This is a genomic window from Micromonospora sp. WMMD956 (genome assembly GCF_029626125.1).
In the GTDB taxonomy this organism is placed as follows: domain Bacteria; phylum Actinomycetota; class Actinomycetes; order Mycobacteriales; family Micromonosporaceae; genus Micromonospora; species Micromonospora carbonacea.
The window spans coordinates 2396648-2422958 of record NZ_JARUBI010000005.1 but is presented as its reverse complement, the minus strand read 5'-3'; the positions used below and the strand labels follow the sequence as shown (position 1 = coordinate 2422958).

The window sequence follows — 26311 nt, the reverse complement described above, 5'->3', positions numbered from 1 at the left end:
GAGGGTGGCTCAGTTGCGGTACGCGCGGTGCAGGAAGTACACCCCGGCGCCCACACCGGCGAGCAGCAGTGCGGTGCTGCCGACGTGACCCCACCAGTGGTCCAGCAAACCGTCGGCCAGCGTGCCGGAGCGCAGCAGTTCCTCCGTCACGACGGCCACCGCGAGGACGGCTATCGCAGCGACGATCCACCCCCGGCGGCCCGTGTTCCTGTCGCCCGTCATGCCTGGAATCGCCTCCCTGTCTCGCGCCTCGGCGGCGTTGTGCCGCATCGGTCCGCCTACGCACCGGCACCGACGATGTGCGGCGCAGTCGCCGGCCATGGCGGACGGGGTCACTGTGCGCGGTGGCGGTAATGATCAACCACCAAGGAGCCGGCGCAGACGAGGGCAACGACGCCGAAGAGGACGCTGATGACGGTACTGGCGGTGGTGCCGACGGACGACGCGATCGCGTTGGCGGTGATGCTCACGAAGAGCAGCAGCCACAGGATGGGCCGCAGCTGGCGGCGGCCGTTCGACGAGATGTGTTCAGCCATCATCACAAGCTAGAAGAGCCGCTGGTCGGAAACGATCCCGCCACCGCGACGACAGGCGGTACAGCCTGCTGTACTGCCTTGCCGGTGGCCGGTGCCCTAGGGTCACTGGGCGACGGGGCTCGCGGGAGGTAGGCCTGCGGCGGTACGCGGGCGAGCGGATACGCGCCGCCGTCGACGCCCTGGAACACCTGGCCGGTGGCCTCACCACTGCCGTGCTGGCGATCGGGGCGCTGCTGTGGCTGCTCGCAGCCAGCCGGACACCGCCCTGGACCGGCTCACCCCGCGTGAGCGTGACGTGCTGTCACTGATGGCCGAAGGGCTCGGCAACACCGCCATCTCGGAGCGGCTGTTCGTCACCGAGGGCGCGGTGCACAAGAACATCCGCAGCATCTTCGCCAGGCTGGGCCTCGCCCCGACGGACCAGGTGGACCGCCGGGTGAGCGCGGTGCTGCGCTACCTCGAGGACACCCAGCGGCAGGCGTGAGCGTCGGCACGATCATCGGCTGCGTCGTGACACGTGCCGTCGAGGGGCGGGCCCGTGATGGGCCCGCCCCTCGAGAGTGTTCGGCCGATCAGCGAAACCGGCTGTTCGTGGCCGGTTACTCCTTGATGCCGATGCCGGCGACCGGAGGGACGCGGAGCAATCGTGCAACCGGCAGGATCGTGGTGAACAGCGCCAGCAGTGTCGTGCCGCCGATGATGGACGCCCAGCCCAGCGGTGGCACGTAGGGCACCATCTGCCCGGTGAGCGTGTGCACGATCGCCACCAGGGTGACGGCTGCGATGGCTCCGCCGATGAGCAGCGAAACGCCGAGCAGGCCGGTCTGTTCCGCGTGGACCATGCGCTTGACCTGCTTGCTGGTGACACCGACCAGGCGTAGCAGGGCCAGCTCGCGGCTTCGGGCGAGTGCAGCCATGACCATGGTGTTCGCCGCGGCGAGAGCGGCGTAGCCGACCATGATGCCGATCAGGAGCTTGTTCAGCCAGGCGCTCAGCGCGAGGTCGTCGGCGAGCTGGCCGCTGATGTCAGCCGTGCTGGTCACCGCGCTGCCGGGGTACTGGCCGATGACCTCGCCCAGCGCGGCGGTGACGTCCTTGCCGGGCTCGGTGCGCACCAGGATTCGCTCGTAGCCGGCGACGGCGGTGTGCCCGGCGACGACGTCGGTGACGACGGTGACGTCGCCGAACGCGAAGCCCCGGTCATAGATCGCAACGACGCGCAGGTCGGCGGGTGTGCCGTCGCCGAGCCGCACCGTGACCTGCTCGCCCACCCGCCACCCGTTCGACTCGGCCTGCAGGGTCGACACCGCCATGGCCGGCCCGCGCAGGTCCGCCAGGCTACCGCTGCGGACCTTGAGGTCCATGGTGAGGTCGGCGCCCTCCGGGTCGATCGCCTGCGCATCCGCGCCCTCGGCGGCTCCGTCCGGGATGATCGAGGTGTTTCGTACGCCGGTGGCCGCGAGCACGCCGGGGATGCCGCGGATCTGCGTCAGTGCGGTGTCGGGCAGTCCGGTGACGGAAACCACGGTCTGCTGGGCCAGCATCCCACCACGGTTCTCGGCGACGATCTGCTGGTCCAGGTTGTCCTGGAGGAACCAGACCGAGCCACCGAAGCCGACGGACAGCACCAGTGCGGTCAGCACCGTGACCATGCCCTGGGCATTGGCGCGCAGATTCGCCGCGGCGAGGTAGCCGCTGTCGCCCCACACCCGCCGCAGCACCGGGGCGAGCAGACGGGCGGCCGCCCGGTTGATCCACGGCCCGAGCAGGGCGACCGCGAGGACGAACAGGCACAGCAGACCCATCGCGGGCCCGAGGGCAGCGGTCCCCTTCGCCGCGCTGGTGAGAGCGATCAGGAGGAAGCCGCCGGCCAGGGCGGCCAGACCGGAGATCAGACGAAGTACGCCGTTGCGTTCGGATTCCACGGCGATCTCACCGAGCGCCTCCGTCGGCCGGATCCGCACCGTCCGGCGGGCGGCGATCAACGCGGCACCTGCCGCCACCGTGACCGTTGCCACCGCCACGGCGACCGCTGCCAAGCCGCCACCGCGAACCGGGAAGGTCTCCGGTATGAACGCCCGGTCCACCAGTTCCTGATGCAGCCAGCGGCTGACGAGCCAACCGGCGGGCACACCGATGACGACCGACAACAGGCTGAGCAGTCCCACCTCGGCGAGGATCAGGCGAGCGACCTGGCCAGGGGTGGCGGCGACGGCGCGCAGCAGGGCGAGATCACGGCGGCGGTGCCGGACCGCGAGACCGATGGTGCCCGCCACCACGAACATGACCAGCAGCGCCACGTAGCCGCCGAACACGCTGCCCAGCTGGACCAGCATGGTGGAGGCCGCCTGGTCCGCGGACTGTTCCAGCAGCCCTCGCTCGTCGCCCGCGTAGGCCTTGACGCCGGCCTCGGCGGCCAGCCGGCGCACGTCGGCCACCACTGCCGCGGAGGCACCGGCTTCGGCCAGGACGGCCACCGCGTCGACCCGTCCCTGCCGTGGGTGGACGGCCACCGCGTGCGCGTCGGTGAAGAACACCGCGGGCGCTGCGTGTGGGGCGGGCCGGGGCCCCGCGTGGCGGACGAGGCCGCTGACCCGGTACGTCCGCGCGCTGCCGTTCACCAGGATCGACACCTCGTCGCCGGGCGACACCGAGGCGGCCAGACGTTCGTCCAGCGCGACCTCGGTGTCGCGGGTGGGCCGGGCACCCGCGGTCAGCTGGTACGGGGTGATGGCGGTGCTGCTCCACCCGTGGCCGGTGGCGGTGCCGTTCGGCAGGATCGCCGGCACCGTCCGGTCGGCGATGACGGCGGCCACCCCCGGCAGTTGCCGGATCCGGTCGACCATCGAGGCCGGGACGGTTCCGCCCTCGGGCAGCGCGACGGTGGTCGTCTCCTTTTCGCCCATCATCGTGGAGGTGAGCGTGATGTCGCGGTTGGCGACGACGACGTCGGCGGCCGCGTAACGCTGTGGGGCGGCGGTGAAGCGTAGGCCGGACTCCACGAGGACGCCCAGCGACATCAGGATCAGCACTCCGGCGGTCATCGCCAGGAGGGTGGCGACCGCGCTGCCCTTGCGGTGACGCAGCATCTGTCCGGCCAGTTTCAGCACGGGTCAGCCCCCTGCGTCAGGTGCGGGCGGCGCCCGAGCGTCGCGAGATGCTCGGCGATCCGCGCCGCGCCCGGCTGCGGCATGTCGTGCACGATGCGTCCGTCGGCCAGCACCATCACCCGGTCGGCGTAGGACGCCGCCACCGGGTCGTGCGTCACCATGATGACCGTCTGTCCCGCCTCGTCCACCACCGAGCGCAGCAGGCCCAGCACCTCGCCGGCGGTCTGGGTGTCCAGCGCGCCGGTCGGTTCGTCACAGAAGATGACCTTCGGCCGGGTGGCCAGTGCCCGGGCGATCGCGACGCGTTGCTGCTGCCCGCCGGACAGTTCCGAAGGGCGGTGGGACAGACGCTCGGTGAGCCCGACCCGGTCGACGATCTGCCGTATCCAAATGGGGTCCGCCCGCTTTCCGGACAACCGCAACGGCAGCGTGATGTTCTCCTGCACCGTCAACGCTCCGACGAGGTTGAACGCCTGAAAGACGAATCCGATCTCCGACCGCCGCAGCTTGGTCAGCTTTGTCTCCGAAAGCTGCGACAGTTCCGTCTCGCCGACCCACACCAGGCCGCTGGTCGGGCGGTCCAGCCCTGCTGCGGTCTGCAGTAACGTGCTCTTGCCCGAGCCGGAGGGGCCCATTACCGCGGTGAAGGTCCCCCGCTGAAAGGTTGCGTCGACACCGGCGAGCGCGGTTACCGCCTGCCGGTCCCCGCCGTAGACTTTCCGCAGCTGCTGGACCCGCACGGCCGACACTGGCGTCTCTTTGTCGACTGCCGAGATGAATCTGAGTCGTGCATTACTCGCCGACATCGCCGGACTCCCATTTTCTATTGACTTCTTCTATGCGAAGAAACCCTATTTTTGGGAGTCGCCGACAACAATCCAGGCAGCGGGCCGATCGAGGTAGCGCTGGCTGTACCCGTCAGGGCCCGGCAAGGTCGTCAGGAGATTCCGGGCGGGGTGAGCGCCGGAGCCGCGCAGGGGTGGGCCGACAACGTCGCGCCCACCCCCGGACAGCATGGTCAACCCAGCAGGAGCCGGTTCTCGGTGATGCCCTTCGGGTCGCCGAGGGTGGGCGGTGTCTGCCAGACCCGGCAGTTGGCGTCGTACGGGTCGTCGGCGACGCAGTACCGGCTGTCGACCACCACCACCGCCAGCGTGGTGGTCCGCCCGCTGGGCAGGGTCACCCGGGCCGCCGGTGCGCTGGTCGCCGGGCCGCAGGCCCCCGCCACCAGGCTGTTGGGCAGCGGGCCCTGCCGCACCCAGCGGCCGTTGGCGTCGGTCGACCACACCGTGCCGGCCCGGCCGCGCGGGTCGCAGTTCCACAGGTTCATGGCCGCCACGCCCTGCAAGGTGGTCGGGTCGGCAGCCGCCTTCGCGGTCCACTGGCAGAAGAAGTACGGGTTGCCCGCCCAGCCCGGCGAGCGGGCCCCGAGCAGGAAGCAGTACTGGGTGCCGGGCTGCAACCCGGTGACCAGGTGACTCATCCGTCCGGTGCCCGGGGTGCCGGCCAGCACCACGTCGGGCACCCCGGACCGGACCAGCCGCCACTCGGCCTCGCCCGTGGCGACGTCGTCCCAGCTCAGCATCATCGAGGTGTCCGAGACTCCGGTCACCCCCACCCGGGCCGGCTGGGGGTAGGCCCCGGCCCAGGTGGTCGCGCAGACCGCCGGCGGGGTGTGCGAGCCGTACGCGTTGTACGCGGTGGCGAGGTAGCAGTAGGTGCGCCCCCAGTCCACGGTCAGGTCCATCTCCCAGTACCCGGCCGGGTTGCTCCAGGTGCTGTGCGGGGTGGGCCAGTCGGTCCACGGCCCGTTCGGTGTGGGGCCGCGCCACACGCTGACCTGGGTGGCGTCCTGGGTACCCACCCGTACGTCGACCTCCATCCGGGGGGTCGGGTAGTCGGGGGCCCGGACCAGGAAGTGGTCGATCACCGGTGCGCCGCCCTGGGTGACCGTGCGGCAGGGCAGCGCGGTGTCGGCCCCCGCGCCGGCGTTGATCGCGGTGACGCAGACCGTGTGGTCGCCCCGGGCCGCCGGCACCAGCAGGTCGAAGCCGTGGCCGCCGCCGTAGGCGGGGTAGTTGGCGGCCACGTCGGTGCGGGTCGTCGAGGCGACCAGCGCGGTGTGCAGCCGGCCGTTCACCCGCACCGACACGGTCAGCGGCGAGGCGGTGTCCGGGTCGATGACCCAGCCGCGTACCCGCAGGCCGGACGGTCCGGGGGAGAGTTCGTCGAACGAGCCGAACGGGTCGAACCGGACGGCGAGCGCCCGGCAGGCGGTCTCGCCGACCCCGGTTCCCTGGTTGACGACGGTGAGACAGACGGTGTCCCCGTACCGGGCGGGGAGGGTCCGGGTGAAGGCCGAGCCGGAGGCGACACTGAACCGGCCCACCTCCACACCGGAGATCTTGGCGATGACCTGGACCGACGTGGTGGCGTCCGGGTCACCGGCGCTCCCCTTGACCTGCACGCCGGTCGGTACCCGGCTGGCCGAGGTGAGGTTGACCCAGGCGTTGTCGTCGTCGACGTCCCCGCCGCACACCGGAGGTGGCTCGGGGACGTCACACACGGGCGCCGCCACGGCGGGTTCCGTGATCACGGCGACTGGCCCCAGGGCCAGCGCGAACGCGGCGAGGCCGCGAATCAGTTTGGATGACACGCGGTGAGGGTGGCAGGGGCACGCAAACCCTGCCCACACAACGGATCCGCCGGTTGTGGACGGCCCGCGGGCCGGGTCGTCCAGCAGCCGTCACAGGTGTGGGAGTGGCCGGCGGTTGGAGCCACCGTCGTCCACTGTGCGGTGTCGTGGACGCCGCCCCGGGGCTACCGGACCAGCAGCGGGAGCGCGGCGAAGGTGTGGTCCTGCCACAGCCGCCGCGAGGTTTCCTCCGGGTACGCGACGACCACCGGCCGCTCGTCGAAGATCCGCGTGCTGCGACCGGCGTCGTACGACGGCCAGCCGGGGTCGCCGTTCGCGGCGAACGCCGTCCACGCCCCGCGAATCTGTCCGGACAGTTCCTGCGCCGCCGGGGTGGGCGGATCACCGATCAGCATCGCGGGTTGCCCGCTGGTCAGGTTGCCGAAGACCAACGGCACGTCCAGGCCGTGACAGGCGCCCAGGGCGCCGCCCAGGCCCGGTGCCGGCCAGGTCAGCTCGTAGAGGTAGGCCCGGCCGCCCCCGGCGAGTTGCGCGTCGGCCAGGTGCAGGCTCGGCATCCGGAACAGCCAGTCCGCGTTGACCAGCTCGTAAAGCTGCTCATCGGTCGCATCGGGGAACGCCTCCCGGTATCGGCTGGAGCCGTCCGGGCCCGGTGCCAACATCCGCAGCGCGGTCTCGGCCTGCTCCGGCGTGACCTGGCCGAGTACGCCGTCGAGCAGGCTGAACAGCCGGTGCTCGTCCCGGGTGTGTCCGACGAGCAGTGCGACGTCCCGCGCGGCGCCGTCGGCAAGCGCCCGCCAGGGGGTCGCCGGCAGCACGTCGCCGTCGACGACCGGCGCGAACGGGATCGGCCGGTGGGTGATCCGCCCCCAACGCTCCCGCCACTGGACGATCCTGGCCGAGATCGCCTGACCCACGGCCGGCAGCCGGTCCGGAGCCACCGTCGACAGGTCGGCCAGGGCCGGTCGTACCCCCAGCTCGGCGGCGCAGGCGGCGGTGACGTCGGCGGCCAGCTCGGGCGAGAAGAACGTACCCGGGATGCTCTGCGCGACCGCGCGCCGGAACAGTCCGGCGGCGCGCGGCATGGCCAGCAGCGCCGCGACCGAGCCACCGCCGGCCGACTGCCCGAAGACCGTCACCCGATCCGGGTCAGCACCGAAGGCACGGATGTTGTCCCGCACCCACTCCAGGGCCGCGACCTGGTCGAGCAGCCCCCGGTTGGCCGGGGCCCCGTCGATCATCCCGAAACCCTCGAAACCGAGGCGGTAGTTGAGCGTCACCACCACGGTTCCGCTGCGGGCGAGCTGCCCGCCGTCGTATTCCGGTAGGCCGGAACAGCCGACGAGGTAACCACCACCGGGGATCCACACCATGACCGGCAACCGCGCCGCCGGGTCCGGGTCCGGCGTCCAGACGTTGAGCGTCAGCCAGTCGTCGCCGACGCCCTGCGGGGACATCCCGAACGCGCCCGGCTGCGGGGGCGGCGGACCGTAGGCGACCGCCGGACGCACGCCCTCCCAGCCGCGCCCCGGCCGCGGCGCGGCGAGCCGGAGGCCGCCGACCGGAGGCTCGGCGTACGGGATGCCGCGGAACACCGCGAGGCCCGCCTCCCGGCCGCCACGCAGAACACCGGCCACGGTACGCACTTCCGGCTCGGACTCCGACTGCATGCTGGCGCCTCCCCGCTCCCGGTCGGCCGCAGCATCCCAGCGCCCGCCGAGCACCGGCAAACCATTTAGGGCCCTCGTTGCCCGGCACCAGATCATGAGGGGTCTGGACCGAGGAGACGCGGGTAGGACCCTTCTTGCTGCCTGGCCTGTCAATGCTGGTGTTGCCGCTCGGGGTTCTCCCGAGCGCCGACGCCTTCTGGCCCGGTTTGGTGGCCCAGCCGCAGCGGTACGTCATCCGACCGTTCCACCCGGATTCCGCATCAACGAGCACGCTCATCCGACAGGCTTTCCGACTCGCCTTCTCGAACCGCTCTCCTCGCGCCTTCCGCTCAGGCGGTCGTGTCCTGGGCCAGTGCGTCGAAGGCCGTCGTGGCTTCCCGGTCCAGCTCGATCCGGGCGACCGCCATGTTGTCGGCCAGGTGCGCGAGGTTGCGGGTGCCGGGGATCAGCAGTGTGGCCGAGCTGTGCCCGAGCAGCCACGCCAGGCCGGCCTGAGCCGGGGTGATGGCGAGGCGTCGGGCGTGCGCGGTGACGACCGGGTTGTCGGTGACGTTGGGCAGCCAGTCGAAGGCCGATCCGAGCGGGCAGTACGGCACCCAGGCGACGCCCTGCTCGGCGCATTCGGTCAGCACGTCCTCCTGGCCACGGGTGAGGACGTTGTACAGGTTCTGCACGCAGACGATGCCGGCCGGAAGGGCCTGCCGCAGTTGTGCGAGGCTGACGTGGCTCAGGCCGATGCCGCCGATCTTGCCCTCGTCGCGTAGGGCGATCAGCTCGGCGAGCTGGCTGTCCAGGTCGACCACCTGGTCGCCGGTGACGGTGATGCCCGGCGGCACGTCGGCCCGGCGAAGATTGACCACGGCGAGGTGTTCGGTGCCGAGGGTGCGCAGGTTCTCCTCGACCGACGCCCGTAGCTGCGCCGGCTTCTGGGCGGCGACCAGTCGCTCGGTCGGGTGGGACACCGCGCCGACCTTGGTGACGATCCGCAGGCCGTCGGCGTACGGATGCAGAGCGGTCCTGACCAGTTCGTTGACCGTGCCGTAGAACTGGGCCGTGTCGATGTGGTCGACGCCGAGTTCGACCGCGCGGCGCAGCACCGCGACGGCATCCGCGGGTTCGGCGTGTTCCAGCTGCATGGCGCCGAAGCCGACCCGCAGGACCTCGTGCTCGCCCAGCTTTCCGTGCGCGTACCCCTGCGATGTGGTCATGGTCGTGGACCTCCGGATACGATGACCGCAAGCGGAACCGGTTCCGCTTGTCTCAGCTCGACCCTAGCAGAAGCGGAAGCGGTTCCGCTTAAGAGGTGATCATGGTTTCCGAGATCGAGCGACGCCCCGGCGCGCGCAGGGACGCCCAGCGCAACCGGCAGCGCATCATCGAGGCCGCCAAGCGCGCCCTCACCACCGGTCCGGACCCTGTCAAGATCGAGACCATCGCCCGTGAGGCGGGAGTCGGCGTCGGGACGCTCTACCGCAACTTCCCGTCCCGCGAGGCCCTGGTCGAGGAGGTCTACCGCAGCGAACTCACCCACCTCTGCGCCGTCGCCACGCAACTGGTGGCCGACCACCCGCCAGCCGATGCCATGCGCGAATGGATGCGCTGCTACCAGGACTTCGTCGCCACCAAACACGGCATGGCCGAGGCCCTACGCGCGGTGATCGCCAGCGGTGCGATCAGCTCCGGCCAGACCCGCGAACACCTCGACGGTGCCATCGCCACCATCCTCGACGCCGGCCGGACCGACGGCAGCCTGCGTGCCGACGTCCAACCGGCCGACGTGTCCGCCAGCATGGCCGGCATCATGCTGACCGCCGCCGACATCGACCAGGCCAGCCGGATGCTGCAACTCCTCGTCGACGGCCTACTCGCCCGCGACGCCTCCTGAGCACCGGCTCGGCCCGGTGGTCCTGGCAGCCGCCCGGAGCAGCAACGCGCCCGCGCAGCCGATGACGACCCAGGTCACCAACTGGAGCGTCCAGAACGCGCCGTCGGCCAGCTCGGTGGCCGGAGTGACGAGATTGGAGGAGGTGAACACCAGAGTGGTGTTCATCAGCGCGTGGGCCCACGCTGCCGGCCAGACCGATGCCGACAACGCCCGCGCCGCGCTCAGCACGAGCGCTGCGAACAGCAGGTTGACCGTGGTGGCGACGACCTCCCGCCCCGCCATCGCTCCGTCGAGGTGGTATCCGAGCAGCAACGGCAGGTGCCACAGCGCCCACAGGCCGCCGATCGAGACGCTCGCGCGAACCAGCCCGTACCGAGCCAGGCTCGTGTGCAGCGCGCCGCGCCATCCGATCTCCTCACCCGTGACCGTCAGCATGCCCACCAGGGCCAACGGCAGCACCAGGGGCGCCAGGCGCAGCGCCTGCCCGCTCGGCTGCCAGGCGACGACGCCCAGCGCCAGGGCCAGCAGGGTGACCACCGCCGGGATGGCCACGAACACCGCGAGCATCAGCGCTCCGGTGCGCAGCACACGTCCGGTGCGCAGCGGACGGACCGCCGACCAGTTCAGGAAGGACGTGCGGCGACCGGTGCCCAGGTGCGCCACGAACGCCGACAAGGCCGGCGCCCAGGACAGGAGGGGGACGGTGGCATTGAAGGTGTCGGCGTCCGCGCCGCCGGCGAACAGCGGCACGAGGACGACCGCCGTGACGACGGTCAACGTCCCGGCGAACCACGCCAGGACCCGTCGCGGGTCGCGGGCCGTGGACGAGGTCGCCTCGGTCGTGCCGGGGACGGCGTCCCCGGAGGTGCGGCTCCGCGGTGCGGTCATGGTGCTGGTCTCCTCGCCGGGTCACGGTGACCCTCGCCGTCGAGCCTCGCAGCGGGCAACCGTCCGCCGCCTCACCCCGGCTGGCGGGTGGCCCTCACCCCGTGGGGTGAGGGGGACCGGCTAGACCGTTCTCGTAGGCGAAGATCACGACGTGTACCCGGTCACGCAGGTCGAGCTTGGTCAGGACCGCACGCACGTGTGTCTTGACGGTGTTCTGCGTCAGGTGCAGCTGCGCGCCGATCTCGCCGTTCGACCGTCCCGCAGCGATCAGGTCGAACACCTCCCGTTCGCGGGGGGACAGCTGCGCGACCGCCTGGGGCCGGGGCTCTGCCGTCCGCCGCACGTGCTCCACCAGGGAAGCCGCCGCCGCGGGCGCCAGGGCTGAGTTGCCGGCGGCCACGTCGCAGATCGCGTCGATGAGCACCGCAGGGCGGGCATCCTTCGTCAGGTATCCGCTGGCCCCGGCGCGCAGCGCGGCCAGGACCAGCTCGTCCAGGTCGAACGTCGTCAGGGCCAGCACGCGGGTGCGCGGGCTGAGGCGCACGACCTGCGCGGTGGCGGCGATGCCGTCCAGCACCGGCATGCGGATGTCCATCAGCACCACGTCGACTGAGCGTTGCTGCACCGCCGTGACGGCGGCACGGCCGTCGGCGACCGTGCCGACCACCTCGATCCGTTCGTCGGCTCCCAGCACCGTGGCGAGCGACACGCGCAACAGGGCCTGGTCGTCGGCGAGCAGCACCCGCACCGGCGGCGTCACGCCGCACCCACCGTCGGCAGCCGCGCGCTGAGCGTCCAGCCCCGCCCGCGCACGACTGCGAACTCGCCGCCCGCGGCCTCGACCCGCCTCGCCGCCCCCGCCAGCCCGGAGCCGGTGCCCGGAGACCCCCCTGGGTCGCCTGCCGCGCGTGGTCCCGAACCGCCGTCGTCCTGCACGCGCACCTGCACCACGTCGCGACCCCCGCCCTCGTCCAGCTCGACATCCCAGTCCACGTCCACCGCCACGCTCAGCGGCGGTTCGACGTGCCGCAGCGCGTTGGTGATGCCCTCCTGCACCAGCCGCACCAGCGCCGACTCGGCATCGGCCGGCATGGCGCGCCGGTCCCCGCGTTGGGTCAGCGTCACCCGGTGCATCGGCGTCGTCGCCGCCGCGACGAGCGCCGGCAGCCCGTCGAGGGACGGGACGACGTCACCCGCCGCGCTGGGTGCAGCGTCGAGCACCCGCAGCATCCCGCGCAGCCCCAACAGCGCCGCGCGAGCCGTGTCCGCCACCTGAGCCAGAGCCCGCTCGGTTTCGCGCTCGGCAGTGCCGACCCGCGCTGCCTCCGCCTGTGCCACGACCAGGGTGAGCGAGTGCGCGATGACGTCGTGCAGGTCCCGCCGGATCTCCGCGCGCTCGGTGCGCCGGGCGGCGGCAAGTCGCTGGGACGCCTGGATCACCGCGCGTTGCCGTTGCGCCCGGACGGCGCGGGCGAAAACCCACACTCCGACGACCATGGCCAGGAGCAGGGTCGCCTCCAGCACCGGCATCCACACCGGCGGCCGCGCGTCGGCCGGCTCACGGAGCGCCGAGGCCGTCTCGGTGAGCGCCACGCCCGCCACCGCGGTCGCCAGCGCCGGGACCACCCACCGGTCCGGCCCCACCGCTACCAGCCGCCACAGGACGAGCAGGAAGCACAGGGACGACGGGGTGAGCACCCCGCTGGACCAGCCCGGCATCGGCACGAGCGCCAGGACCGCCATGGCAAGAGCCGCCGCCACGAACGCCCTGACAGGCTGCGGAGCCACCCGCCACGCCGTGATGTGCAGCACCGTCGCCGCCACTCCCACCGCCACGGGCTGCACCGGGTCCGCCCCGCTGAGCGCCATGGCCACGAGCAGGGCCAACGTCCCGGGCGGAAGGACGGTCGCGGACAGCAGCACGAGCAGCCGCCACGCGTAGTCGTCGCCGGATGGCCGGATCTGCATGACGCGATTGTCTCCCAGGCCAGAGGCCGTCACCCCGGTGCCGGGTCGTCCGCCGGGCTTCAGCCTGAATGCGCTTCACGAGGCGTATTCGTCCGAGATCTCGGTGGCGTAGTTCTTCCACAGCGGTGTCATGGTTTCGGCGTTGACGGGCTGCCCGGAATCGATCATGGCCTTGAAGTCGCGGAAGTACTGCACGTACAGGTCCGGCGTGAACGTGTTCAGCATGACCGCGTTCTCGTCGCCGACGTTGGCGAACGTGTGCGGCGCGCCGGTCGGCACGATGACCCAGGTGCCCGGCCCGGCGTCGTACTGGTCCTCGCCGACGGTGAACCGGAACGTTCCCGCCAGCACGTAGAAGCCCTCGTCGTGCTGGGCGTGGCGGTGCTGCAACGGGCTCGGGGTGCCCGGTGGGATGGTGACCTCGGCGAACCCCAGCCGGTGGTCGGTGTGCTCGCCGTTCTCCAGGATGCGGATCTGCTGCGCCCCGCTGCCGAGGATCTCGCCCTCACCGGGGCGGACGATGTTCACCTTCGCCACGACGTTCTCCCAATCTATTGCCGGCCTTGGTGACCACCATCCTGTTCCGGGCCGGCTGCGCGCGTCTTGGTCGTCCGTGCCCGGTTGTTGGCTGTCAGCGCACGGGCGTTGTGGCCGTACGTCGCCTTGAAGAGCTTGCTGAAATGGGCGGGATCGGAGAATCCCCACCGGGCGGCCACGGCGGTGACCGTACGTCCGCCTCCGGTCAGCTCTGCCCGGCAGCGCTCCAGGCGGCGACGACGGATCAGGGCCGCGACGGTGAGCGGCTGGTCCTCGAACAGCTTGTGCAGCCGGCGTACGGAGATGTGGTGGGCGGCGGCGATGCCGGGTGGGGACAGACCGGGATCGGCCAGCCGGGCCTCGATGTAGCCGGCGATCCGGTTCCGCAGCCGCTCGTCGGGGGCCGGTTGTTCGTCGCCCAGCCTGGCCTCCAGCGCGACCGCGATCAACTCGATGACGGCCGCCGCCGACCGCAGCGCCTCCGCCTCGCGGAACTCGGCCGCCGACCGCGCCGACTCCCGGGCCAGCACGGAGACGAGAGCGCCCGGACCGCGGCTGCCGTCGATGCGTACGCCGATGAGCCGGTCGATCTGCGCGGGCCGCATCCGGAGCTCCCGGCGCGGAACCAGGACGGTGACGTGCGTCGCCGCGGTGCTCTCGAAGCGGAGAGGACGCGTGGGGTCGAGCAGCACCAGGTCGGTCGGCCCGAGTTCGGCGTCGCCGCGCCCCTGCTCGATCCGCGTCCGGCCCCGGGTCATCACCTTGACCGCGAGGTGGTCGCCGGCGGAGGCGTCGCGCTTCCGCCCGACGCAGGCGCTCGCGGGCGTGTCGAGGGAGACCAACCGCAGCGGCCCGAGGTCACGGGTGGCGATCCGGCCCCGGAAGCCGGCCCCGGCCAGCCTGTTGACCAGCGGCGGAAACCCGCAGGCGGCCAACTCGTCCTGGAGCGTCTCAAGGTTGCCGATCACCGGTCAACGGTAACGGCGGCCCTGCCGCTGCCCCGGGCCCTACCGGGTGTACTCGGCGTGCAGTTCGGCGTAGGGGCGGCGGTGGTCGGGGTGGCGTCGGATTCTGCCCATGCTGATCTCGGCGCAGCAGTGCGTCTCAGGGGCGTGGGCGCGGTGCGCCGGGCACTCCTCGGCCAGGGCGCGGACCTCGTCGGCCTGCCGCTCGAACGCCTCGCGGCTGCCGGTGAGCACCAGCGTCTCGGCGGCGACGTCCCACCGCAGGTGGTCACGGAACTCCCGGTGCCAGGTCCTCAGGTGGTCGCCGGCAGGCCGTGCCGGCCAGGCTCGGCCGGGTAGCACGACGGTGTGCGGCCTGCCGGCCCCGAGCCGGGAGCGGACCTGCTTCCAGCGTGACGGCGGGAACGCGAGCCGGTGGTGCAGCAGCACCAGGTCGAGCGGGCGGCCCCAGGCATGGTCGGTCGGCAGCTCCGCGCGACGCAGCGGGAGGTAGATGATCGTTCGTGGCGACCGGGCGGCCAGGCCCCATGCCAGGGCGAACGTCGCCGCGGTCTCCTTGTCGAGGCAGAACTGCGCGCCGAGGCGGCCCTCGTAGAGGCCGGCGAACCTCGGCGGCCCGGCGGGCCGCAGCACCCGGTACCGGTGGTGTCCGAGCTGCACCGTGCTGATCGTCACCGGCCATCTGCGGCCGCCCAGCCGTTGAGTCACTCCAGCCGCATCCTCTCGACCAACCGTCGACCCGCCTTCCCGTGCGGGCATTGTCGCCCCGGCCTGCGCGACGTGGCGCGGACTTTCCGGCGGACGCTGGGCGCGGCCGGAGAACAGCCACAGAAGTTGCGACCTACCAAAGCATCGACTACCCTCGATGACAGTGGAGCAATTGGTGCAAGTCCTCACTTTCCGACATCTTCGCTCAGCTTGAACCCGCCCGACCCGGGTTCGTCATCCGTCCGCGCCACCGCAGCCGAAGGCGCGGCATCGAGACCGATCGCGAGCAGAGGAAGGTACTGGGATGCTGAATCAGCCCGTTCCACCGACCGTTCGGCGGGTGCCACGCGCCCTGGTGGCGGTCGGCCTCCTGGCAGCGGTTCTGGGTACGGCCCCGGCTCCGGCCGCGGCGAGCCCGGGCCCCGCCGCGCTTAGCACGGCCGCCGCCGACTGCCCGTTCGTCAACACGCTCTGCCTGTTCGAGGGCACCAACTTCACCGGCGCGCGTCTCACCCTGAGCTCTCTGGTGTCGCCCGGCACCTGCGTGAGTCTGGTGGACGCCGGTTGGGGAGACCGCGCGCGTTCCGCGATCAACACCAACAGCCGGAGCGCTGCGATGTTCATGAATGACGACTGTGTCGGCGGGGCCTTCGAAGTCCCGGGCAACAGCTCCCTGTCGGACTTCGGGGGGTTCGCGCCCGAGAGCGCCTGGGTGCCCCGGTAAGGCCGGCGCCGGGTGACACGTGACGGCCTGTCACCCGGTTCCTGGGGCCCGGAGATGTCCGGTGTCCGGCCACGGCCGGACCGACGACGGTGGGGCGCAGGCCATCAGGTCCGCGCCCCACCGTTGCGTGGTGGGCACGTGCGCCCTAGCGTGTGCGGTGCAGATGTACGCGAGTCGATGTTCGGGGGGCGTCATGCGCGCGGTGGCCGCTGTCGTTGTCGCCTGCCTCACCTTGGTCGTCGCCCCGGCCGGGGCGGCCAGCGGGGCGACCCTCGCCTGGCGGGACTGTCCAGGCGTCGACGACCCGCGCCTGCGCTGCGCCACCGTCCGGGTGCCGCTCGACCACGCGCGACCGGCCGGCCCCACGATCGACATCATGATCTCCCGGCTCCCCGCGACCGACCCGGCGCTTCGTCGCGGCGTGCTGGTCACCACGGGCGGCGGGCCGGGCGGCGCGGGCGTCCCCGAGCCGCTGAACCTCGCCACCGTCGTCGACCCCGCGGTGCTCGCCCGCTACGACATCGTCGGGTTCGACATGCGCTTCGTCGAACGCAGCACCCCGATCACCTGTGGCCAGCCGGAGGAGGAGCCGGGCGGCTACTGGGTGCGTACCGCTACCTATCAGTCCCTGAAGGACACCGCCGCCGAGGCCCGCGAGTACGCCCGCGCCTGCGCCCGGCACGCCGGCTGGGCGCTGCCGTTCGCCACGACCGCACAGGCCGCCCGCGACATGGACGCCATCCGGGCGGGCCTCGGCGAGCGGAAGCTGTCCTTCCTCGGCGGCTCGTACGCGGCGATGCTCGGCGTCGCGTACGGCACGCTCTTCCCGCACCGGGTGGACCGGTTCGTGCTGGACAGCCCGGTCAACTACGACCTCGCCTGGCGTCCCTACGAGCTGCGGCGGCTCCCGGCGTTCGAGGAGAACTACGCCGCCTTCACCGGCTACCTCGCCGACAACGACGCGGCGTTCGGGCTCGGCGGCACGCCGGTCGAGGTCGCGGAGACCCTGAGTCGGGCCTTCGCCGAGGCGGCGGTCGAGCCGATCGTGGCCGGGGACCACGCCTGGACCACCGGCGAGCTCGGCTCCCTGACGGTCATCGCGACGTACTTCGAGCAGTTGTGGCCGGTGGTCGCGACCGACCTGGCCGCCATCCTCGCCCGCACCCCGCCGCCGATCCCGCTCGACCTGCGGCCGGCTCCCCTGCCCGGGACCCCGGGCGTGCCGGCGGACAACCACACCGCGGTCAACATGGCCTTCCGCTGCGGCGACGACGCCTGGCCCCGCGACCTGGCGACCTACCGGCGCGACCTGACCCGCCTCGGCACCCGCTATCCCGTCTTCGGCCCGTCGATCGCCAACCTCAACCCGTGCGCCTTCTGGCCGGTCAGCCAGGACAACACCCCGCCGCTCGCCGGCAACCGCGCGCCGGCGGCACTCGTCGTCGCCGCACTGCGCGACGCATCGGTGCCGCCGGCCAACTCGGCCGCGACCGCCCGGGCCATCACCGGCTCCCGGCTGGTCACCGTGGACGAGCAGACACACGTGCCGCTGCTCGGCGGTCAGGCCAATGCCTGCCTGACCGGCCTGGTCACCGCCTACCTGGTGCAGGGGCGCCTGCCGGAGCAGGACACGGCCTGCTAGGCCGTCCTGCCCTCCCGGTGCGGCGGCTCGCGCTGTCCGGGGCCGGGCGGGGCCGGGCGTGCGTGCCGCGCTGCCGCAAGCCGCGGGCGCGCCGGGCCGGCGTCACCCGGCGGTGACGTCACTGGTCGACTCCGGTGCGGTCGCCGGTGGGGTGGGCCTGGCGCGGCGCGGGCCCCGGGCCAGGACGTAGCCGAGGAGGACGGTCATGACGGCGACCCCCGCCCACATGGCCTGTTGCCAGCCGTCGACGAACGACTCCTGGGCGGCGCGGACGAGGGCGGGCGCCTGGGCGCCGGCGTCGTCGGCGGTGGCGATGGCGTTGGCGATGCCCTCGCGGGCGGTGTCGGCGGCGTCGCCGGGGACCGTGGTGAGCCGGGGGCCGATGGCGTTGCGGTAGCCCGCGGTCAGGACCGCTCCGAGCAGCGCGACGCCGAGGGCGGTGCCGAACTCCCGGGTGACGTCGTTGAGAGCGGACGCGACGCCCTGGCGTTCGCGGGGCAGGGCGGAGGTGATGGCCTCGGTGGAGGGGGTCTGGGTCAGCCCCATGCCGAGTCCCATGGCGAGCATGCCGGGCAGGATCGCCAGGTAGCCGCCGTCGACGGAGACGAGGGTGGCCATCAGTGCCAGGCCGGCGCCGCCGAGCAGGATCCCGACCGCCATCGTCGCGCGGGCTCCGGCGCGGGCGGCCACGCGCGGGGCGAGTCCGGAGGCGAGCATCATCATCGCTGCCATGGGCATGAGCGCGAGGGTGGAGCGCAGCCCGGACCAGCCGAGGACGGCCTGAAAGTAGGGGAACAGGACGACGAAGATCCCGGCCTGGACGCCGAAGAGTGCCAGCAGCGCCAGCGAGCCGCTGGCGAGGCGTCGGTCCCGGAACAGGCGCACGTCGAGCAGGGGCGCCGCCCGGCGCAGCTCCCAGGCCACGAAGCCGATGGCGGCGATGACGCCGACGAGCAGGCTGGCCAGGGTGCCGGGTGCGGTCCAGCCGTGGACCGGGCCTTCGTGCAGGACGTAGATGAGCGCGACCACGGCGATCACCGACGTCAGCGACCCGAGGAGGTCGAAACCGTGCGGGGACCTCTCGCGGGAGTTCGGGACGGCCCGCAGGGCCATGACGGTGGCCGCGGCCACGAGCACGACCGGCAGCAGGAACAGCCACCGCCAGCTCGCCCAGTCGACGAGGACCGCGGACAGGTACATGCCGAGGATGCCGCCGCCGCCGGCGACGCCGGTCCAGACGCCGATCGCCTTGGAGCGTTCCCCGTCGGGGAAGGTCGAGGTGATGACGGCCAGGGTGACCGGCATGATCATGGCGGCGCCGACACCGGCGAGCAGCCGGGCGGCGATCATCATCTCGGTCGAGGTGGCCAGGCCCGCCGCCGCGCTGGCCACGCCGAAGATGGCCAGGCCGGCGAGCAGGATCGGCTTGCGGCCCACCCGGTCGCCGAGGGCGCCGAGCGGGAGCAGCAGCGCGGCCAGGCTGAGGGTGTAGATATTGATCATCCAGAGGACGGCGCTCTGGGAGGCGTCGAGCGCGACGGCGACCTGCGGCTGGGCGACGTTGAGCCCGGAGACCGAGGCGATGACCGCCATCAGGGCGATGCACACCGCGATCAGGATCGCGCGGCGCCGACGTGGGTCCTGGATCGTCGCGTCGGGGACGGTCAGCTTCGGTGAGCTGTTCGGGGCAGACATGTGCGGGTTCCTTCCAAGGGGCGCGATGGGGTACGGCGCCGGGGTTGGGCCTCGGGTCCGGCGTCGCGGAGAGGATGGGTTCAGGGCTGGTGGAGGGCAGGCGCGACCAGGTCGGATCGCGGGGAGCGCAGGGGCCCGCCGATCAGCAGGCGGCCAGGCGGGCGTGGGTCACCGGGCGGTCTGCGCGTCGGTCGACCGGGCGACCGCCCGGTCGGTGTCCTCGGCGACGAGGTCGGCGTTGAGGTGGGCCGCAGCGCGGGCGCCGCCTGCGGCGGCCGCGCCGACCTGGGCGGACAGGTCGGTGGAGTTGCCGGCCACCCACACCCCGGGCACCGAGGTCCGGCCGGTCTCGTCGGCGGCGATGAAGGAGCCCGCCGGGTGCGGCGTCGTGGTGATCCCGATGCCGGCGAACGCCTCGGCGCGGGCGATCATCCGCGTCGCCACCGCCACGGTCTCGACCGGCACGACCCGGTCGTCGTCGAGGCGGACCCCGGCCAACCGGTCCTCGACGATCTCCAGGCGGGAGACGCGGCCGGCGACCACCGGGATGCCGAGCGCGTCGAGTTTCCGCCGGTCCTGCTCGCCGAGGTCCTGGTCGTGGCTGAAGTACCGCACGTCATCGCTCAACTGCCGGAACAGCAGCGCCTGATGCACCGACATCGGCCCGGTGGCCAGCACGCCGATCGCCCGGTCGCGGGCCTCCCACCCGTGGCAGTACGGGCAGTGCAGCACGTCGCGGCCCCACCGCTGCCGCAGCCCCTCGATCTCCGGTAGGTCGTCGACCAGGCCGGTGGCGATGAGCAGCCGGCGCGCGTGCAGCACGGCCGCGTCGCGGGTCATCACCGCGAAGCCCAGCGACGTGCACGACACGTCGCTCACCTCCGCAAAGATGATCTCGCCGCCGTAGCGGACGACCTCGGCCCGGCCCCGCTCGAGCAACTCCAGCGGGCTCACCCCGTCGAGCGCCAGCAGGCCGTGTACCGCCTGCGCCGGCGCGTTGCGCGGCGTGCCCGCGTCCACGACCGTCACCCGCCGCCGCGAACGCGCCAGGATCAGCGCCGCGCTCAACCCGGCCGCGCCGCCACCCACCACGACCACGTCCCGCACGATCTCCGCCTGCTTCGCCATCGGACCTGCCCTTCCCGTCTTCGCCGGTCATGGCACGATCCTGAGCACCCCCGCCGAGATGCGCAAAGATTCTTGCCGAATGGCAAAATGGCGGCATGGACGAAGACCTGGACCGCACCCTCGACGCGGTGGGCCCGCGGCTGAAGCAGCTGCGGCTGCGTCGCAACATCACCCTCACCGACCTGGCCGAGGAGACCGGCATCTCCGCCAGCACGCTGTCGCGCCTCGAGGCCGGCCTGCGACGCCCCACGCTCGAGCAGATGCTCCCGCTGGCCCGCGCCCACGGCGTCACCATCGACGAACTCGTCGACGCGCCGCTGACCGGCGATCCCCGCATCAACCTGCGCCCCATCGCCGCTGGTGACGGAGCGACCATCCTGCCCCTGACCCGCAGGCCCGGAGGCATCCAGGCCTACAAGTTCGTCCTGCCGACCGGCGACGACGAACGCGTACCCGACCTGCGCACCCATGAGGGCTACGACTGGGTCTACGTCCTCAACGGCACCCTTCGTCTGGTTCTCGGCGACGAGGACCTCATCCTGCGACCCGGGGAGGCCGCCGAGTTCGACACCCGTACCCCGCACTGGTTCGGCGCCACCAGCTCCGGGCCCGTCGAGTTCCTCAGCCTGGTCGGCAGGCAGGGCGAACGCGCACACGTCCGCGCCACCCCGAAGCCGGAAGCGCGCGGCTAGCCGAAGACCTCGACGCGCCCGTGCCGGTCCGAGGACGACCCGCCTCGGGCGGTCGCAGTGTCCGGGAGCGGGGACCGCCCGCCGGCTGCACCCGACGCCTCACGTGTCGACGAAGACGGGGTCGCCGACGTCGACATGGCCGGGCTCGACGGTCGAGCCGTAGACGCCGAGGCACACCGTGCGGTGGTGGGCGACGGCGCGCAGGACGGCCGGATCGCGCAATGCGGTCGTGGGGTCGACGTTGACCACGCCGCACCGCTTGTCGCGCGCGTCGACGCGCATCCGCATCCGGCCCACCCGCAGGACGTGGCCCACCCAGGCGTCCTCGGGAAAGGCAGCCGGGCCGACCGCCTCGATCAGAAGGTTGGGACGAAAGCGTCGGGCGTCGAGTTCCGCGCCGATCAGTTCGCCGATGCCGGCGACGCTCTGCGTCGTGATCACCGACAACGGCATGGCGTCGAAGATCCCGCGATTTAGCTTGATCACCCGTAGTCCGCCGCCCAACTCGCTGGCCAGAGCGTGATCGACGACGTCGAACGCCTGACCCGACGGGGAGCGCACCATGGTGCGGGACGCGTCGGGCCGGTCGGGCTCCGCGAACCAGGGGCGATAGTGGACCATGTCCGGCCGCCGCGAGATCGACAGCCAGGGCGTCCCGCTGCGCGCCTGGCCGTCGCGGATGAACGCCCAACGACGATCGCCGGCCAGGCCGTGCCAGGAGACGTCGACCGCACGCAGTTCCTCTGCGGCCATGGACTTGACCGGATAACGCCACAGCGCCGCCACCCGGCCCACCAGCCGAGCATTCTCGCCGAACGGCCTGTCCGATGCTGGACGGGGAATCGCCATGACCACCTCCCGGATCGGAGGCGCCCTTGCTTCGACACCGAGGTGGAGCGTGGCGGACCGGGTCCGTCGCAGCGCCTCTCCAACCGGCCCTGCCGGCGGGCGGCACGACGGCCGGACCGGCAGGCAGGCGACCACCGTCGCACAATCGGCGCGCGCATGGCAACCGCCGCGGGCGTGCCGACGCCGTGGGTCGTCCACAGTGGCCGGCAGCGCCAGCGAAAAGGACGCCAGCGCCCCTCAGGCTGCTTCCTGCCGCTTCCGGTCGTGTTCCTCGGGGCGCCTGCCGCCCCCTCGCCCCGACCCCGGCGGGCGCATCGGGCTCACCTGCGCGCGGGCGGGCCGTCGTCGGGGAAGAAGATCTCCTCGATGGGTTGCGCGAACAGCGCGGCGAGGGCGAAGGCCAACGGCAGCGACGGGTCGTAGCGGCCCGTCTCGATCGCGTTGATGGTCTGTCGGGCGACGCCGACGCGGTCGGCGAGGTCGGCCTGCGACCAGTCGCGCTCGGCTCGTAGGACCTTGAGTCGGTTTCTCACGTCGGTGTTCCCGCTCACCGGAACCTGCGGGAGACGAACCCGGACGACAGGCCCCACAGCATGACCATCGCCGGGCCGATCCAGATCGCGCTGAGCCGGGGAAGCCCGGCGTTCTCCAGGAAGCCGTAGCAGAAGCTGATCAGCGCGCTGGCGCCGAACGCGATCGCCAACGCCTCGAGCTGGATGCGGCGCTGCAACTCGTCGATGTCGCGCAGGTAGCGGACGAAGGCGATCACGAGACCGACGGCCGGCAGGACCGGCAACGGCGCGAGGACGTAGCGCAGCAGGCTGTCGTCGGGAAGGGCGCGCAGGCCGATCAGCGTGCCGACCAGGACGCCGACGTAGGCCACCATGGCGACGGTCATGTTTCGGGCGTAGCGCTTCATGGGGCTGCTCATGGCGTGAACTATCAAACACGCGCGACTTCTTGTCAAGGAAGCTTGTCATTAAGTCGCGTCAACTTGCCTCGTGCTTGCCGCTCCAGGGCGGCCCCGGCGATGGTCAGAGCAGTCGCGCGAGTCGGTTCTTCTTCGTGTTCTCCCGGACGATCCAGGCCACGTCGCGGTCGTCGACGGCGGCCAGCGCCCGGAAGCGCGGCAGACCGGCCGCCGGATCGGCGGCCACCGCGACACTCCAGCAGTAGCCCAACGCCTGACGCAGCGCGCGGACGCCGTCGGCACGCCGCTGCTCGGCCGAGAGGTCGGCCAGCCCCGTGGTCGCCCGTTCGCACAGCGCGACGGCGCGGGCGGCGGCGTCCGGGGCGGTCAGCAGGCGCGGCTCGCACACGCCCGCGACCGCCGCCCGCCGGAGCAACGGGTGCGGGCGCGCGCCCCAGGCCGTCGCGAGTGCGAGCAGGCGCGGCAGGTCGGCGTCGCCGAGACGCTGCAACGCCAGGGCCACCGCCTCGCGCACCCGCCAACGGGCGTCGGTGGCGTGGTCGCGCAGGCGCGCCTCGACGGCCGCGCGGGTCCGCGCGTCCGCGGCGGCGGCCAACACTTGGCCGAGACCGAGCACCCCGCAGAACACCAGGTACTCGTCGTCCGTGGAGATCAACCGATCGAACGAGGCCGGGTCGCCCTCGTCGGCGACGGCCTCGGCGAGCGCGATGTTGGCGCGTGGGCCGGGCAGCCCCGAGTGCTCCCGGAGGAAGTCCGGCCAGCGCGCCGGATCGAACCTGCGCAGCTCGGCCCGGTACTGAGCACGCCGGTCCACCACGGCAGCGTACCCCGGGTGACTGCCACGCCGGGCCGGTCCGGGCGGATCCCGGGGCGACCCGGCCCCCGCGTGCCGGCACCGTGGCGGCGCGCGGTGGTGCGGCGCGGCGCCGCCCGGCGGTCCCAGGTCGGGCGGTGTGCCGGCGGCGTGATTTCGGTGCGATCAAACGAATCGGTAAACTCCGATTACAGTGGCGGCGGCCACGTGACCGTGGTGGTGAGGAAGGGCGGCGATGGAACGGCCGGAGTGGGCGCCAGCAGATGTTGATCTCAGCCGGCCGAGCGTGGCGCGAGCCTACGACTACTGGCTCGGCGGCTCGCACAACTTCGAGGTCGACCGGGAGTTCGCCCGCCAGGCGCTCGCGGCGGTGCCGGACCTTCGCCTGGTCGCGCGCGCCAACCGCGAGTTCCTGCATCGCGCGGTGCGGTTCATGCTCGACGAGGGGATCCGGCAGTTCCTGGACATCGGGTCCGGCATCCCGACGGTGGGCAACGTGCACGAGATCGCCCAGGAGGTCGATCCGGACACCCGGGTGGTCTATGTGGACATCGATCCGGTGGCGGTGACGCACAGCACGCACATCCTCGCCGGCCAGCCCAACGCGATCGCGCTGCTCGAAGACTTGCGCCGTCCGGAGGCCATCCTGGGCCACCCGGAGGTCCGCCGGCTGCTGGATCTCGACCGGCCGGTCGGCCTGCTGCTCGTCTCGGTCGTGCACGCCGTCCCCGACCACGACGACCCGTACGGGCTGATCAAGCGGCTGTGGACGGCGCTGGCCCCGGGGAGTTGCGTGGCGATCAGCCACGTCACCACCGACAGCCGGCCGGACGAGATGGGCGAGGGCACCCGGCTCAGCGGCCGGACGAACACGCCGGTCACCGCCCGCACCCGCGCTCAGGTGGAGGACTTCTTCGCCGGCCTGGAACTGGTGGAACCCGGCGTGGTGTGGTCCCCGCTGTGGCGTCCCGAGTCGCGGACGGATGTCGGGGAGCACCCGGAGCGGATGAGTTTCTACGTCGGAGTCGGACGCCGCGGGTGAGCGGTCCGTCCGCCGCCGACGGACTCGACGACGGGCGTCGCCCCGGCGTCGAGGAGTTCGTCACGGCGTGGACTGCGGCCCTGCACCGGGCCCACTACGTGCCGATCAGCGCCGGGCGGCGGCGTCGCATCGTGGCCGGGCTGGCGGACCGTCTGGTCAGTGCGGTGCTCGCCGATCCGGCCGAGCCCGGCGACGGCCGGCGGATCGGCGAGGATCTGGTGGCGGCCGGTTTCGGGTCGCCGGAAGCGCTCGGTCGAACGATCGCGGTCGTCGGCTCGCGGCTCCTGGGCGAGCTGGGCCTCGCCGCCGACCCCACCCGCGCCGCCCGGCTGACCGGCCTGCTGGCCGAACTCGCGGCGGGCTTCGCGTCGGCCGCGCACGACCGCATCCTGAGAGCCCAGGACACGGTCCGGCTGGCCGCGCTGGCCGCCCGCAACCAGGCCGAGGAGGCGCTCAGGGTGAGCGAGGCCAGGTTCCGCCGCTTCGCCACCCACGACCAGTTGACCGGGCTGCCCAACCTGACGCTGTTCACCGAGCGGTTGGGCCGGCTGTCCGCCGCCGACGAGCCGATCGACCGGGTCGGTGTCTGCTGCCTCGACGTCGACGACTTCGCGGCGGTCAACGACGTGCTCGGGCATCAGGTGGGCGACCTGCTGCTCCGCGAGATCGCCGGTCGGCTCGGCGCGCTCACCGACCGGCGGATCGACCTGGTGGCGCGCCTGGACAGCGACCGGTTCGCGATCCTGGTCCGCGACACCACCTGCGCCGAGGACACCGTCAAGATCGCCGATCAGGCGCTCGCCGCGCTCGCCGCCCCGTTCCGCGTCGACGGCACCGAGGTGCCCCTGACGGCGAGTGCGGGCGTGGCCGAGGGCGCCGTCGCCGACGGTGGCGCCGCGGCCCTGATGCGCGCCAGCGAGATCGCGCTGCACTGGGCCAAGGCCGACGGGAAGGCCACCCTGCGCCAGTTCGACCAGGATCGCAGCAACGCCGACGCCGCGCGTTACCGCCTGTCGGCGGCCATGCCGGCGGCGCTGCGCCGGGGCGAGTTCGTCGCCGCCTACCAGCCCATCTCCGCCCTGCGGTCCGGGCGGCTGGCCGGGGTGGAAGCCCTGGCCCGTTGGCAGCATCCCCAGCTCGGCCTGCTGAGCGCCGCCCGGTTCATCGAGCTCGCCGAACGCACCGGCGTCGTGGTGGCGCTCGGTGCCCAGCTGCTGGAGCAGGCGTGCCGACAGGCCAGCCGTTGGCAGCGGATCCAACCCGGCCTGTACGTGAGCGTGAACGTGTCGGTGCGCCAGCTCCGCCAGAACGGCCTGGCCGGCGCGGTGGCCCAGATCCTCGACCGGACGGGGCTGCCGCCGCACCTGCTCCAGCTCGAAGTCACCGAGCAGGCCGTGATCGATCTGACCGGCGTGGTGACGGAGACCCTGGCGGCGCTGATGAAGATCGGGGTCCGGATCGTCATCGACGACTTCGGCATCGGCTATGCCAACCTGGCCAACCTCCGCTCACTCCCTCTGCACGGCCTCAAACTCGACGCGAGCCTGACCCGTTCGTCGGCGCAGCCGGTAAGGCGGCCGGGGGCCCGCCGCCCCGGCACGGACGACGAGTTCCTCAGCACCGTCGTGTCGCTCGGGCACAAGCTCGGCCTCGTCGTGACCGCGGAGGGCATCGAGACCGCCCAGCAGGCCGCCCGGCTGGCCGCGACCGGGTGCGACAACGGGCAGGGCTGGCACTTCGGCCGTCCGGTGCCGCCCGACGAGATCACCGCCGGGATCGTGGCCCAGCAGCACCGCGACGCCGTGCCACCACCCGATGCCGGGCAGCCGGAGCTCCCGGCCCGGCGGCGCTGACGCCGCCGCCGGGCGCAG

General features: G+C 72.5%; 26 protein-coding genes. 7 read left to right on the top strand and 19 right to left on the bottom strand.

Annotation, left to right across the window (positions count from 1 at the left end):
* Window positions 1-9 precede the first annotated feature (9 nt).
* Window positions 10-222 carry a hypothetical protein gene (locus tag O7628_RS11150; protein WP_278130145.1) on the bottom strand — a complete coding sequence of 71 codons (213 nt, stop codon included), beginning with the start codon at window positions 220-222 and terminating at the stop codon, window positions 10-12.
* Window positions 223-332: 110 nt separating this feature from the next.
* Window positions 333-536, bottom strand: a complete 204-nt coding sequence (locus tag O7628_RS11145) for a hypothetical protein (protein WP_278130143.1) — start codon at window positions 534-536, stop codon at window positions 333-335.
* A gap of 235 nt (window positions 537-771) precedes the next feature.
* Here O7628_RS11145 and O7628_RS11140 point away from each other — a divergent pair, with 235 nt between their 5' ends.
* Window positions 772-1020 carry a LuxR C-terminal-related transcriptional regulator gene (locus tag O7628_RS11140; protein WP_347405153.1) on the top strand — a complete coding sequence of 83 codons (249 nt, stop codon included), beginning with the start codon at window positions 772-774 and terminating at the stop codon, window positions 1018-1020.
* A 115-nt stretch (window positions 1021-1135) separates the two neighbouring features.
* Here O7628_RS11140 and O7628_RS11135 read toward each other — a convergent pair whose 3' ends face one another.
* From O7628_RS11135 to O7628_RS11115, 5 genes are all read right to left on the bottom strand, one after another.
* On the bottom strand, window positions 1136-3646 hold the full coding sequence (locus O7628_RS11135) for an FtsX-like permease family protein (protein ID WP_278130141.1): 2511 nt from the start codon (window positions 3644-3646) through the stop codon (window positions 1136-1138).
* Entirely contained in the window at window positions 3640-4395 is a 756-nt protein-coding gene (locus O7628_RS11130; RefSeq protein WP_278130140.1) for an ABC transporter ATP-binding protein, read from the bottom strand. The genes O7628_RS11135 and O7628_RS11130 overlap by 7 nt, the downstream gene beginning before the upstream one ends.
* A gap of 269 nt (window positions 4396-4664) precedes the next feature.
* Window positions 4665-6302 (bottom strand): fibronectin type III domain-containing protein, encoded by a 1638-nt coding sequence (locus O7628_RS11125; RefSeq protein WP_278130138.1) that lies wholly within the window; start codon window positions 6300-6302, stop codon window positions 4665-4667.
* Between the two features lie 164 nt (window positions 6303-6466).
* Entirely contained in the window at window positions 6467-7972 is a 1506-nt protein-coding gene (locus O7628_RS11120) for a carboxylesterase family protein (RefSeq protein ID WP_278130136.1), read from the bottom strand.
* A 329-nt stretch (window positions 7973-8301) separates the two neighbouring features.
* Window positions 8302-9180 (bottom strand): aldo/keto reductase, encoded by an 879-nt coding sequence (locus O7628_RS11115; protein ID WP_278130134.1) that lies wholly within the window; start codon window positions 9178-9180, stop codon window positions 8302-8304.
* A 101-nt stretch (window positions 9181-9281) separates the two neighbouring features.
* Here O7628_RS11115 and O7628_RS11110 point away from each other — a divergent pair, with 101 nt between their 5' ends.
* Window positions 9282-9857, top strand: coding sequence for a TetR/AcrR family transcriptional regulator (locus O7628_RS11110; RefSeq protein WP_178067928.1), 576 nt, complete (start codon window positions 9282-9284; stop codon window positions 9855-9857).
* On the opposite strand, the gene O7628_RS11105 is transcribed toward O7628_RS11110, so the two are convergent.
* The 6 genes from O7628_RS11105 to O7628_RS11080 form a co-directional block, all read right to left on the bottom strand.
* Window positions 9834-10745, bottom strand: coding sequence for a CPBP family intramembrane glutamic endopeptidase (locus tag O7628_RS11105; protein WP_278130131.1), 912 nt, complete (start codon window positions 10743-10745; stop codon window positions 9834-9836). The two genes, O7628_RS11110 and O7628_RS11105, sit on opposite strands and share 24 nt — an antisense overlap.
* Window positions 10746-10839: 94 nt before the next feature.
* On the bottom strand, window positions 10840-11505 hold the full coding sequence (locus O7628_RS11100; RefSeq protein WP_278130130.1) for a response regulator transcription factor: 666 nt from the start codon (window positions 11503-11505) through the stop codon (window positions 10840-10842).
* Window positions 11502-12713 (bottom strand): histidine kinase, encoded by a 1212-nt coding sequence (locus O7628_RS11095; RefSeq protein ID WP_278130129.1) that lies wholly within the window; start codon window positions 12711-12713, stop codon window positions 11502-11504. Before O7628_RS11095 ends, O7628_RS11100 begins: the two co-directional genes overlap by 4 nt.
* A 75-nt stretch (window positions 12714-12788) precedes the next feature.
* The gene (locus O7628_RS11090) at window positions 12789-13250 is read right to left on the bottom strand and encodes a cupin domain-containing protein (protein WP_178066810.1); all 462 of its coding nucleotides are present in this window, start codon (window positions 13248-13250) and stop codon (window positions 12789-12791) included.
* 14 nt (window positions 13251-13264) lie between these two features.
* Window positions 13265-14218, bottom strand: coding sequence for a helix-turn-helix domain-containing protein (locus tag O7628_RS11085; RefSeq protein ID WP_278130127.1), 954 nt, complete (start codon window positions 14216-14218; stop codon window positions 13265-13267).
* A 39-nt stretch (window positions 14219-14257) separates the two neighbouring features.
* On the bottom strand, window positions 14258-14890 hold the full coding sequence (locus tag O7628_RS11080) for a hypothetical protein (protein WP_278130125.1): 633 nt from the start codon (window positions 14888-14890) through the stop codon (window positions 14258-14260).
* A gap of 337 nt (window positions 14891-15227) precedes the next feature.
* Between O7628_RS11080 and O7628_RS11075 the strand changes: the two genes are divergently transcribed.
* Together O7628_RS11075 and O7628_RS11070 are read left to right on the top strand one after the other, a co-directional pair.
* The gene (locus O7628_RS11075; protein WP_278130123.1) at window positions 15228-15647 is read left to right on the top strand and encodes a peptidase inhibitor family I36 protein; all 420 of its coding nucleotides are present in this window, start codon (window positions 15228-15230) and stop codon (window positions 15645-15647) included.
* Between the two features lie 202 nt (window positions 15648-15849).
* A complete protein-coding gene (locus O7628_RS11070) occupies window positions 15850-17289 on the top strand; it encodes an alpha/beta fold hydrolase (protein WP_278130121.1) in 1440 nt (479 codons plus the stop codon).
* A 102-nt stretch (window positions 17290-17391) separates the two neighbouring features.
* Here O7628_RS11070 and O7628_RS11065 read toward each other — a convergent pair whose 3' ends face one another.
* Together O7628_RS11065 and O7628_RS11060 are read right to left on the bottom strand one after the other, a co-directional pair.
* A complete protein-coding gene (locus tag O7628_RS11065) occupies window positions 17392-18984 on the bottom strand; it encodes an MFS transporter (protein ID WP_278130120.1) in 1593 nt (530 codons plus the stop codon).
* 168 nt (window positions 18985-19152) lie between these two features.
* Entirely contained in the window at window positions 19153-20112 is a 960-nt protein-coding gene (locus tag O7628_RS11060; RefSeq protein WP_278130118.1) for an NAD(P)/FAD-dependent oxidoreductase, read from the bottom strand.
* Window positions 20113-20207: 95 nt separating this feature from the next.
* Between O7628_RS11060 and O7628_RS11055 the strand changes: the two genes are divergently transcribed.
* Window positions 20208-20804 carry an XRE family transcriptional regulator gene (locus O7628_RS11055; protein WP_278130116.1) on the top strand — a complete coding sequence of 199 codons (597 nt, stop codon included), beginning with the start codon at window positions 20208-20210 and terminating at the stop codon, window positions 20802-20804.
* 99 nt (window positions 20805-20903) lie between these two features.
* Here O7628_RS11055 and O7628_RS11050 read toward each other — a convergent pair whose 3' ends face one another.
* From O7628_RS11050 to O7628_RS11035, 4 genes are all read right to left on the bottom strand, one after another.
* On the bottom strand, window positions 20904-21653 hold the full coding sequence (locus O7628_RS11050; protein WP_278130114.1) for an MOSC domain-containing protein: 750 nt from the start codon (window positions 21651-21653) through the stop codon (window positions 20904-20906).
* Window positions 21654-21973: 320 nt separating this feature from the next.
* The gene (locus O7628_RS11045) at window positions 21974-22186 is read right to left on the bottom strand and encodes a helix-turn-helix transcriptional regulator (protein WP_074479314.1); all 213 of its coding nucleotides are present in this window, start codon (window positions 22184-22186) and stop codon (window positions 21974-21976) included.
* A gap of 14 nt (window positions 22187-22200) precedes the next feature.
* Entirely contained in the window at window positions 22201-22584 is a 384-nt protein-coding gene (locus O7628_RS11040; RefSeq protein ID WP_278130112.1) for a hypothetical protein, read from the bottom strand.
* Between the two features lie 103 nt (window positions 22585-22687).
* Window positions 22688-23398 carry a hypothetical protein gene (locus O7628_RS11035; protein WP_278130110.1) on the bottom strand — a complete coding sequence of 237 codons (711 nt, stop codon included), beginning with the start codon at window positions 23396-23398 and terminating at the stop codon, window positions 22688-22690.
* Between the two features lie 235 nt (window positions 23399-23633).
* Between O7628_RS11035 and O7628_RS11030 the strand changes: the two genes are divergently transcribed.
* Both O7628_RS11030 and O7628_RS11025 read left to right on the top strand, forming a co-directional pair.
* On the top strand, window positions 23634-24440 hold the full coding sequence (locus O7628_RS11030; protein WP_178066803.1) for an SAM-dependent methyltransferase: 807 nt from the start codon (window positions 23634-23636) through the stop codon (window positions 24438-24440).
* A complete protein-coding gene (locus O7628_RS11025; protein ID WP_278130107.1) occupies window positions 24437-26293 on the top strand; it encodes a bifunctional diguanylate cyclase/phosphodiesterase in 1857 nt (618 codons plus the stop codon). The genes O7628_RS11030 and O7628_RS11025 overlap by 4 nt, the downstream gene beginning before the upstream one ends.
* Window positions 26294-26311 lie beyond the last annotated feature (18 nt).